Genomic DNA, 8,161 nt, shown 5'->3' on the forward strand with positions numbered 1-8,161 from the left:
GTCTGGGAGGCCACGGCATGGAATTCCGGCAGTCGAGCAAGCTCAACGAGGTCTGCTACGAGATCCGCGGCACGGTGATCGAGCAGGCCGACGCCCTGGAGGAGGCGGGCCACAGCGTTCTGCGCCTCAACACCGGCAACCCCGCGGCCTTCGGGTTCGAGGCGCCGGAGGAGATCGTCCAGGACATGATCCGGATGCTGCCGCAGGCACACGGCTACACGGACTCGCGCGGTGTGCTGTCGGCGCGCCGCGCGGTCGCCCAGCGCTACCAGGACATCGGTCTCACCGAGGTCACCGTCGACGACGTCTTCCTCGGCAACGGAGTGTCCGAGCTGGTCTCCATGGCGGTGCAGGCGCTGCTGGAGAACGGCGACGAAGTCCTCATCCCCGCACCGGACTTCCCGCTCTGGACGGCGACGACGACGCTGGCCGGCGGCCGTCCCGTGCACTATCTCTGCGACGAGTCGGCCGACTGGTACCCGGACCTGGACGACATGGCGTCGAAGATCACCGACCGTACGAAGGCCGTCGTGATCATCAACCCCAACAACCCGACGGGGGCGGTCTATCCGCGCGAGATCATCGAGGGCATCCTCGATCTCGCCCGCCGCCACCACCTGATGGTGTTCGCCGACGAGATCTACGACAAGATCGTCTACGACGACGCGGTCCACCACAGCGCCGCCGCCCTCGCGCCGGACCTGGTGGTGCTCACCTTCTGCGGGCTCTCGAAGACGTACCGGGTCGCCGGTTTCCGCTCGGGCTGGCTCGTGGTCACCGGACCCAAGCAGCACGCGCGCAGCTACCTCGAAGGCCTGTCGATGCTGGCGTCGATGCGGCTGTGCGCCAACGCCCCGGCGCAGTACGCCATTCAGGCCGCGCTCGGCGGCAAGCAGTCCATCAACGAACTCACCGCTCCCGGCGGCAGGTTGCACGAGCAGCGCGACCGCGCCTGGGAGAAGCTCAACGAGATCCCCGGGGTGTCGTGCGTCAAACCGAAGGGCGCCCTGTACGCGTTCCCGAAGCTCGACCCCAAGGTCCACCGCATCCACGACGACGAGAAGTTCGTCCTCGACCTGTTGCTGCGCGAGAAGATCCAGGTGGTGCAGGGGACGGGCTTCAACTGGCCGCGCCCCGACCACTTCCGCATCCTGACCCTGCCGTACGCGGACGATCTCGACGCCGCGATCAGCCGTATCGGCCGCTTCCTGAGCGGCTACCGCCAGTGAGCGCCCACCGCCGGTGAACGAAGCACCGCACCCGCAGCCGCACCCGCGCCCGGAAACGGGAGCGGGACCGGAATGTCCTCGTAGTAGACGTCGACCTGCGCCGGATGCTTGTCGGTGGCCTCGGCCTTGACGTGGTTGCGGGGGACCTTCTTCGTACGGAGAGTCCGCACCACATCGGTCTTCCACGCGTCCGTCGACGGGTCCTGCGTCCAGGACTCCGCTGCGTCGAGCACGGGCAGCTTGCGGACGAAGGTGTTCAGGTCCGTCAACTGCTTCTCCAGGAACAGCAGATACGACACCGGCACGTCGGCCACCAGGACCCGCCCGTCCACGACGACATCGGCGCGGGCCACACAGTTCGCCCAGTCCTTGGTCGCGGTCACGTCGAACAGCCTGGTCAGGGTCTTCGCGGTGGCGCGCAGCACGTCCTCGGCCTGGACCTGCACCCGGGTGGACTCGGGCGGCAACTGCTCGCCCTCCTCGTCCTTCGCCTGGTACGTACGGGAGATACCGGCGAGGAGCGCCGGCTTCTGCAGGCCGTGATGGGCCGCCGTCAGGTCCTGGTGCGCCTTGGACTTGACGCCCTTCTCCACTGCGATGATCTGATTGAGTTTCGCCACATCAGGGACGTTACCCGCCGATGCCGCGGTGATCGAACGATTAACGGCGTCTCGTACGGTGCCAGTTGAGCGCCCCTGCGGGTGATATCCGGACGGAACGGATGTCGTCGCGCGGCCCCGACCACCCCGCCTGCCAGAGTGGCGCGCACCTGGCGGCCGACCGGCGGCCGCTCCCACAGAAGGGCCTTGTCCGGTGCCGCATCTCGCTGCGCGCTCCGCCGGGCGGCGAAAGCTGCTCGCCCTGGCCGGCGTCGCCGTCACCGTACTGACGACCGGCGCGCCCGCCGCCTCCAGCACCACCCCGATGCTCCCGGCAGCGGCCGCGCGCGGCACGGCATACGTCGAGACCCGGCTCTTCTTCGGCACGCGGCGGCCTGACGGCGGACCCGAGGTGACGGACGGGCAGTTCATGGAGTTCGTCGACCGCAGCGTCACCCCGGGCTTCCCCGACGGGCTGACCGTCCAGGACGGCCGCGGGCAGTGGCGGGACTCCCGGGGCGCCATCGAGCGGGAGCGTTCGTACGAGCTGATCCTGCTCTACCCGGCGGCTCAGGCCCGGTCGCGCGCCGCCCTGATCCAGCGGATCCGGCGGGATTACGTTCGGCTGCACGCGCAGGACTCGGTGGCCCGGCTGGACGAGCCGACCAGCGCCGACTTCTGACCGGGCCCGCGACCCCGCCGTATCGCCCGCCGGCCCACACCCTCCACCAGCGCCCGCCTCAGTACCGTACGGGCAGCTCCAGCAGCCCCCGGGCGCGTGCCGAAGGCCGCCACCGCAACTGCTCGTACGGGACGTCCAGCGCGAGCCGCGGCAGCCGTTCGAGCAGCGCGGTGAGCGCGATCTCGGTCTCCAGCCGGGCCAGCGGCGCGCCCAGGCAGTAGTGGATGCCATGGCCGAGGGCGAGGTGACCCGCCGTGTCACGGTCGAGGTCGAGCCGGTCCGGATCGGGGAAGCGGTGCGGGTCGCGGTTGGCCGAGGCGAGCGACAGCATGACGGTCTCCCCGGCAGGAACGGTCACTCCGGCGATGGTGATGTCCTCGACGGGGAAGCGGCGCAGCGCCAACAGCGCGGGCCCCTCGTACCGTAGGAACTCCTCGACCGCCCCCGGGATCCTGCCGGGTTCGGCGCGCAGGGCCGCGAGCTGGTCCGGCTCCCTGAGCAGGGCGAGGGTGGCGTTGCCGATGAGCTGGATGGTGTTCTCGTATCCGGCGAAGAGGATGAGGAAGGCTAGCGACATCAGCTCGTCCTCGCTCAGCCGGTCGTCGGCGCCGTCGCGCGCGGCGATGAGCGCCGACAGCAGATCGTCGCCGGGCTCGGCGCGCTTGTGCGCGATCAGCCCGGTGAAGAAGCCCAGCATGCTGACGACGGCCTCCTTCGCCAGGCCGGGCCGCGCGGGGTCGGGCGCGATGAGCGCGTCGGTCCAGTCGCGGAAGTCGCGGCGGTCCCCCGGCGGCACACCGAGCAGCTCGCAGATGACGGCGATGGGCAGCGGGGCCGCGTACGCGGCGATCAGGTCGGTGCGTCCGTCGGGGGCGACGGCGTCGAGCAGGTCGTCGGCGGTGCGCCGGATCGGCTCCCTGAGCTTCTCCGTACGCCCCGGTGTGAACGCCTGCACGACGAAGCGCCGGATGCGGGTGTGGTCCGGCGGGTCCATGTTGAGCAGGTTCGCGTCGAGCGCCGGCGGCAGCGAGAAGCCCCGGTAGTTGCCCGGCAGGGCGTTCTTCTTGTCGAGGGACAGCCGGGGGTCGGCGAGGGCCTGGCGTACGTCGTCGTACCGCGTGACGATCCAGGCGGGCTGCCCGTCGGGACCGGTGATCCGCTGGACGGGCGCGGTCTCGCGCAGCCGCTCGTACAGGGCGTACGGGTCGCTGGTCGGCAGGCCGGGCAGGTCCGGCAGATCGTTCGCCGGGTCGTTCGCCTGGTCGTTCGCCGGCGCGTTCGTGGTGGTCATCGCTCCAGCCTAAACAGCCGAGCGCCGAAGCTCAGTTGTTGATGTTGCCGGCCTGGATGACCGTGCCGTGATAGGTACCGCCGCTGATGGTGTTGTGCACATCGCGGACCTGCTGGGCGGGCGCTTCCCCCTGCACCTCGGCGAGCAGCGCGCGGAGTTCGGCCGCCGCCTCCGGGTCGGCGCGCAGGACCCGGCGCAGCCGGACACGCCACTCCGCCTGAAGATCGGCCGCGGTCTCCTCGTCGCCCTCCTGCTGCGCGGTGACCAGGTCCGACCGCGCCGTGTCCAGGTCGGACCCGACGGACTCCGCGGATACGGAGCCCCGCGCGGCGAAGAACGCCACGACCCGGTCACGCACCCTGTTCCAGCCGTCCGTCGCCATCTGCTGGACGAGTGTTGTCGCCCCCGCTGTCGCCAGCGCCATCAACTCGGCTTCCACCGGACCCCCTTCGACCGCTGATCGGTACTGCTTCCGGACCCTACCGGCCGGGCCAGAGCCCCGCGCTCAACCGTCACACTCCGTGCTCATTACCCCGCCTGTACGTGCTGAACCCCACCCGCCCACCCACTCCGACCAGGGCCTCTTGGACAACTGGGAGAATATGAAACTATAGGACAAGTGAGTATATCGATAGGACCGAATTGATGGTGGGCTCGGACGGCGCCCCCTCCGCCCTCAGCCGTGTTCCGGAGATCTCGGGCACGGCGGTCGCGGTGGTCGACTCCCAGGGGACCGTGGTCGGATGGACCCCGTCGGCCGAGCGGCTCCTGGGCCATCGGGCGCAGGACGTGGTGTCTCTTCCCTCCTCGCGGCTCCTGTTCTCCCACGACGGCACACCGACCGCGAAACCATGGGCGCGGCACATCAGGGCACGTGAGCAGTGGGCCGGGATGGTCGAGCTGAGGCACAGCGACGGCCACGGCGTCCAGGTCGGCGTCAGAGCGGTCCCGATGGGCTCCGCCGACGGCGGCACGGACTGGCTCGTCTCGGCGGCCCCGCTGTCCGAGGCGCTCTGGCGCCCGGCGCTCAACGAATCGGTACTGGAGGCGCTGCTCGACCACGCGCCGATCGGCCTCGCCGTCTGGGACCGTGACCTGCGCTGCACCTGGCTGAACAACACCGCCCAGCGCAGGCACGGCGCGCTGCGTCATCAGCGGATCGGGCGCCGGCTGACGGAATCGATGCCCGGGTTCGACACCGAGGCCGTGGAGGCCGCCATGATGCGGGTCCTCAAGGACGGCGAGCCGGTGATCGACCACGAGTTCCGCTGGATCTCGCCGGACGGGGAGGAGGACGTCGTCTTCTCCTCCTCCTTCTTCCGTCTCGACGGCGCCGACGGCAGCCCGCTGGGCGTGTGTTCGGTCGCCGTCGACATCAGCGGTAGCTGGGCCCGGGAGCGGCTCGGCGTACTCAACGAGGCCGGCACTCGCATCGGCAGCACGCTGGACGTGATGAGCACCGCGCAGGAACTGGCCGACATCGCCGTGCCGCTCCTCGCCGACTCCGTCATGGTCGATCTCGCGGAGTCGGTGCCGCTCGGCGAGGAGCCGCTGGAAAGGCTGGAGGCGAAGGACGGCGGTATCCCGGTGTTCCGGAGGGCCGGGGTGCGATCCGTCCACACGACGCGTCCCGAGTCGCTGTGGCAGCGCGGCGAGCCGGTCTTCGTACCCTCGGACTCCCCCTTCACCCGGGTCCTCAGCTCCAGCCAGTCCCACTTCGAGCCCGTGCTCGACTCGTCGCCCGGCACCTGGGTCGACCGCGACCCCGATCGGGCCCGGATCATCCGGGAGACCGGAATCCACTCGATCATGGTCATCCCGGTCAAGGCGCGCGGCGTGGTCCTGGGCGTCGCCGTCTTCCTCCGTAACGAGACCCTCACCCCGTTCTCCAGGGACGACCTGCTCCTCGCCGAGGACCTGGTGGCGCGGGCCTCGCTGAGCGTGGACAACGCACGCCGCTACACGCGCGAGCGGACGGCCGCCCTCGCGCTCCAGCGGCATCTGCTGCCGCGCAGGCTGTCGGGCGGCAGCGCGGTGGAGGTGGCCTCCCGCTATCTGCCGTCCGATCTGCACGACGGCGTCGGGGGCGACTGGTTCGACGTGCTCCCGCTGTCCGGCGCCCGCGTGGCGCTGGTGGTCGGCGATGTGGTCGGGCACGGCATCAACGCGGCGGCGACGATGGGACGGCTCCGTACGGCCGTCCACACGCTGGCTGACATGGATCTGGCCCCCGACGAACTGCTCGCGCGGCTCGACGACCTGGTCACCCGCCAGACGGCCGAGGAGGTGGGTCCGGACGGCTTCGCCTTCCCGATCATGGGCGCCACCTGCGTGTACGCGGTGTACGACCCGGTCACCCGGATATGTACGATCGCGCGCGCCGGCCACCCGCCGCCGGCGATCGTCGACCCGGACGGCCGGGTGACCTTCCCGGAACTGCCGCCGGGCACGCCGATCGGCCTGGGGCTCATGTCCTTCGAATCCACGGAGTTCGAGGTGCCCGAGGGAAGCGTGATCGCCCTCTACACGGACGGACTCGTGGAGAAGCGCGACGCCGACATCGATGTCGGCCTGGACCGGCTGAGTGCCGCGCTCTCGCGGGCGGCCACGACCGGAGCGACGGGATCCACGGAATCGACGGGATCGGCCGGACGGACCGGAACGGCGCTGGAGGATCTCTGCTCGGAGGTGGTCGACACCCTGGTGTCGAAAACGACGTCCGAGGACGACGTCGCCCTGCTGCTGGCCCGTACCCGGAGCCTCGGACCGAGCCAGGTCGCCTCCTGGGATCTGCCCGCCGACCCCGCCGTCGTCGCCGACGTCCGGGCCCTGGCCGTGCGCCGGCTCACCGAGTGGGGCCTCGGACATCTCGCTCCCAAGGTCGAACTGATCGTCAGTGAGCTGGTCACCAACGCCATCCTGTACGGCTGCGACCCCATCCGGCTCCGGCTCATCCGGCACACGTCGCTCGTGTGCGAGGTCTCCGACGCGAGCAACAGCGCACCGCGGCTGCGCCGCGCCCGCCCGGACGACGAGAGCGGGCGGGGGGTATTCCTCGTCTCGGAGCTGGCCCAGCGGTGGGGCACCCGCTTCACTTCGCAGGGGAAGATCGCCTGGGCCGAGATGGAGCTGCCGGACACTCGGGAATAATGTGACCCAGATCACACTAAAAAGGTGACGAAAAGGGACATGAATCACGCCACCGGTTCGGTTGGCACTTATGTCTCCGAAACAACGAATCGGAGGCAGCGAGCCGCCCCGGCGTTCTCATACGCCGCCGCACGACTCACTTCCTGATCTTCAACGGTCGGTTTCGGTGTCTCGCCGTTACCGCGGAGGTGCTTCAGCCATGGCGCTCAGTTCTCGTTTCGCACTCGATACCACCGCCATCCTGGGTGGCGGATTCCTGGCGGTCGCAGCAATGACCTTCTCCACCGTGGTCTCCGGCTGGATCGGCTTCGGTGTCGCCACCCTGTTCGTCGTCCTCGCCACCGCCGCCGTCGCGGTGGGGCGTCGCATGTCGCAGAAGCTGTCGCACGGCCTGCTGGCGGCGGTCGGCCTGTGGTCGCTGATCGCGGCGCTGATCTTCACCGGCGGCGCGCAACTGTGGCTGGTGTTCGCCGGCGGCCTCGGCCTGGCGGCCGTCGCGCTCGGCGACCTGATCGCACACGAGGCAACCACCGAGCGAGTGGTGCACCAGCTTGAGGTCCGCGAGGCCGGCGGTGCGCACCTCTCCCGGTCGGAGGACCAACACCAGTCCGCCTGACCTCCGGTCAGCGACTCATAGCGAGCCCCGGACAGCGGCATCCGCCGTTGTCCGGGGCTCGTCGCGTATGTGGGTGCGTGTACGGCGTGCGTGGGTGCGTGTACGACGTGCGTCGGTCCGTCATCTGCCCAGCAGCGCGGTGAGGGCGCCGACCGGGTCGGTGTCGGGGGTGCCGCGCGGCCACCAGTCCTCACGGCCGCGGTCCGATTCGTAGCCGTACCAGAGGTGGTCGCGGCCGAAGCGGAGCTGGAGCGCCGGGGCCGACAGGTGGTTGCGCCAGGGACGGAAGTACGGGAAGTCGGCGGCTGCCAGGGCCGGCCCCGCGCGGTCGAAGGGGCCGGCGGGCGGGTCCCAGGACTCCTCGAGGACCGCGAGACCCGCCAGACCGCCCTGCCGCCAGGCGGCCACCGCACGGGCCAGGTCGGTGGTGCTACGGGTGGTCGCGAGCGCCAGGTCGCGGTAGAGGGCCCGGGTGGAGGCGGTCAGCCCGGAGCCCGGATGGGCGGCGGCCAGCCGGACCGCGTCCTGCCAGGGCGTGAGGCCGCCGACGGGGTCGAGGCCCGTGGTGAGGAACGTGTGCGCGCGGGCGGCGGC

The 8,161-nt window shown here is 70.5% G+C and carries 6 protein-coding genes and 2 pseudogenes; 4 read left to right on the top strand and 4 right to left on the bottom strand.

Annotation, left to right across the window (positions count from 1 at the left end):
* Nucleotides 1–17: 17 nt before the first annotated feature.
* Complete coding sequence (locus QR77_RS08180) at nt 18–1,229, top strand: pyridoxal phosphate-dependent aminotransferase (protein ID WP_040020619.1); 1,212 nt, start codon at nt 18–20, stop codon at nt 1,227–1,229.
* A gap of 65 nt (nt 1,230–1,294) precedes the next feature.
* On the opposite strand, the pseudogene QR77_RS08185 reads toward QR77_RS08180, so the two are convergent.
* Nucleotides 1,295–1,849 (bottom strand): annotated as a pseudogene (locus tag QR77_RS08185) (hypothetical protein); the annotation flags it as partial.
* 265 nt (nt 1,850–2,114) lie between these two features.
* Here QR77_RS08185 and QR77_RS08190 point away from each other — a divergent pair.
* Nucleotides 2,115–2,510 (top strand): DUF3574 domain-containing protein, encoded by a 396-nt coding sequence (locus QR77_RS08190; RefSeq protein ID WP_236711072.1) that lies wholly within the window; start codon nt 2,115–2,117, stop codon nt 2,508–2,510.
* Nucleotides 2,511–2,568: 58 nt separating this feature from the next.
* Here QR77_RS08190 and QR77_RS08195 read toward each other — a convergent pair whose 3' ends face one another.
* Nucleotides 2,569–3,801, bottom strand: coding sequence for a cytochrome P450 (locus QR77_RS08195; protein WP_078876548.1), 1,233 nt, complete (start codon nt 3,799–3,801; stop codon nt 2,569–2,571).
* Between the two features lie 31 nt (nt 3,802–3,832).
* Nucleotides 3,833–4,240, bottom strand: coding sequence for a hypothetical protein (locus QR77_RS08200; protein ID WP_040020623.1), 408 nt, complete (start codon nt 4,238–4,240; stop codon nt 3,833–3,835).
* A 206-nt stretch (nt 4,241–4,446) separates the two neighbouring features.
* Here QR77_RS08200 and QR77_RS08205 point away from each other — a divergent pair, with 206 nt between their 5' ends.
* The gene (locus tag QR77_RS08205; RefSeq protein ID WP_040020626.1) at nt 4,447–6,951 is read left to right on the top strand and encodes a SpoIIE family protein phosphatase; all 2,505 of its coding nucleotides are present in this window, start codon (nt 4,447–4,449) and stop codon (nt 6,949–6,951) included.
* Nucleotides 6,952–7,150: 199 nt separating this feature from the next.
* Nucleotides 7,151–7,567, top strand: coding sequence for a hypothetical protein (locus tag QR77_RS08210; RefSeq protein ID WP_040020628.1), 417 nt, complete (start codon nt 7,151–7,153; stop codon nt 7,565–7,567).
* A 120-nt stretch (nt 7,568–7,687) separates the two neighbouring features.
* Here QR77_RS08210 and QR77_RS08215 read toward each other — a convergent pair.
* Nucleotides 7,688–8,161, bottom strand: a pseudogene (locus QR77_RS08215) (hypothetical protein); the annotation flags it as partial.

The sequence above is a fragment of the Streptomyces sp. 150FB genome (genome assembly GCF_000818195.1).
Taxonomy (GTDB): domain Bacteria; phylum Actinomycetota; class Actinomycetes; order Streptomycetales; family Streptomycetaceae; genus Streptomyces.

Excerpts from the sequence above, each read along its gene's own strand:
- QR77_RS08180 (WP_040020619.1), top strand. The coding sequence starts at position 18 with ATGGAATTCCGGCAGTCGAGCAAGCTCAACGAGGTCTGCTACGAGATC.
- QR77_RS08195 (WP_078876548.1), bottom strand. The coding sequence starts at position 3,801 with ATGACCACCACGAACGCGCCGGCGAACGACCAGGCGAACGACCCGGCG.
- QR77_RS08205 (WP_040020626.1), top strand. The coding sequence starts at position 4,447 with ATGGTGGGCTCGGACGGCGCCCCCTCCGCCCTCAGCCGTGTTCCGGAG.
- QR77_RS08210 (WP_040020628.1), top strand. The coding sequence starts at position 7,151 with ATGGCGCTCAGTTCTCGTTTCGCACTCGATACCACCGCCATCCTGGGT.